Origin of the sequence: Saezia sanguinis (assembly GCF_003991585.1) — a bacterium.
Taxonomy (GTDB): domain Bacteria; phylum Pseudomonadota; class Gammaproteobacteria; order Burkholderiales; family Burkholderiaceae_C; genus Saezia; species Saezia sanguinis.
Genome location: NZ_PQSP01000039.1, coordinates 1 through 283, shown reverse-complemented (window position 1 = coordinate 283; position 283 = coordinate 1). Strand labels below are relative to the sequence as shown.

Genomic DNA, 283 nt, shown 5'->3' with positions numbered 1-283 from the left:
CTCTGAGACGATTACAGCTTGCGCAGAAATTTTTCTCATAAGGCATAATTAAGCCAATTTCGCCAGCATAATCAGGATGCGTGAATACTTTTGCAGGACCATCAGTATGGGATTTGTGTTGTAATTGCCAACCGTTTTGCAGCAATTTATCCGCTAATACTTGTCCTGAAAGATGGAATTTATCAAAGAAACTATCCATTTCGCCCGTTTGCATGAGTTCGATAAAACGCATTTGAATGGGGCGATCTTTCACCCAAACAAGGAATTGCTCAAACTCTTTGTC

General features: G+C 40.3%; 1 protein-coding gene. It reads right to left on the bottom strand.

Annotated elements, in window-relative coordinates; all coding sequences use genetic code 11:
• Window positions 1–283, bottom strand: a 283-nt coding sequence (locus CUZ56_RS14905; protein WP_204250936.1) for a hypothetical protein, incomplete at both ends; no start/stop codon positions are given.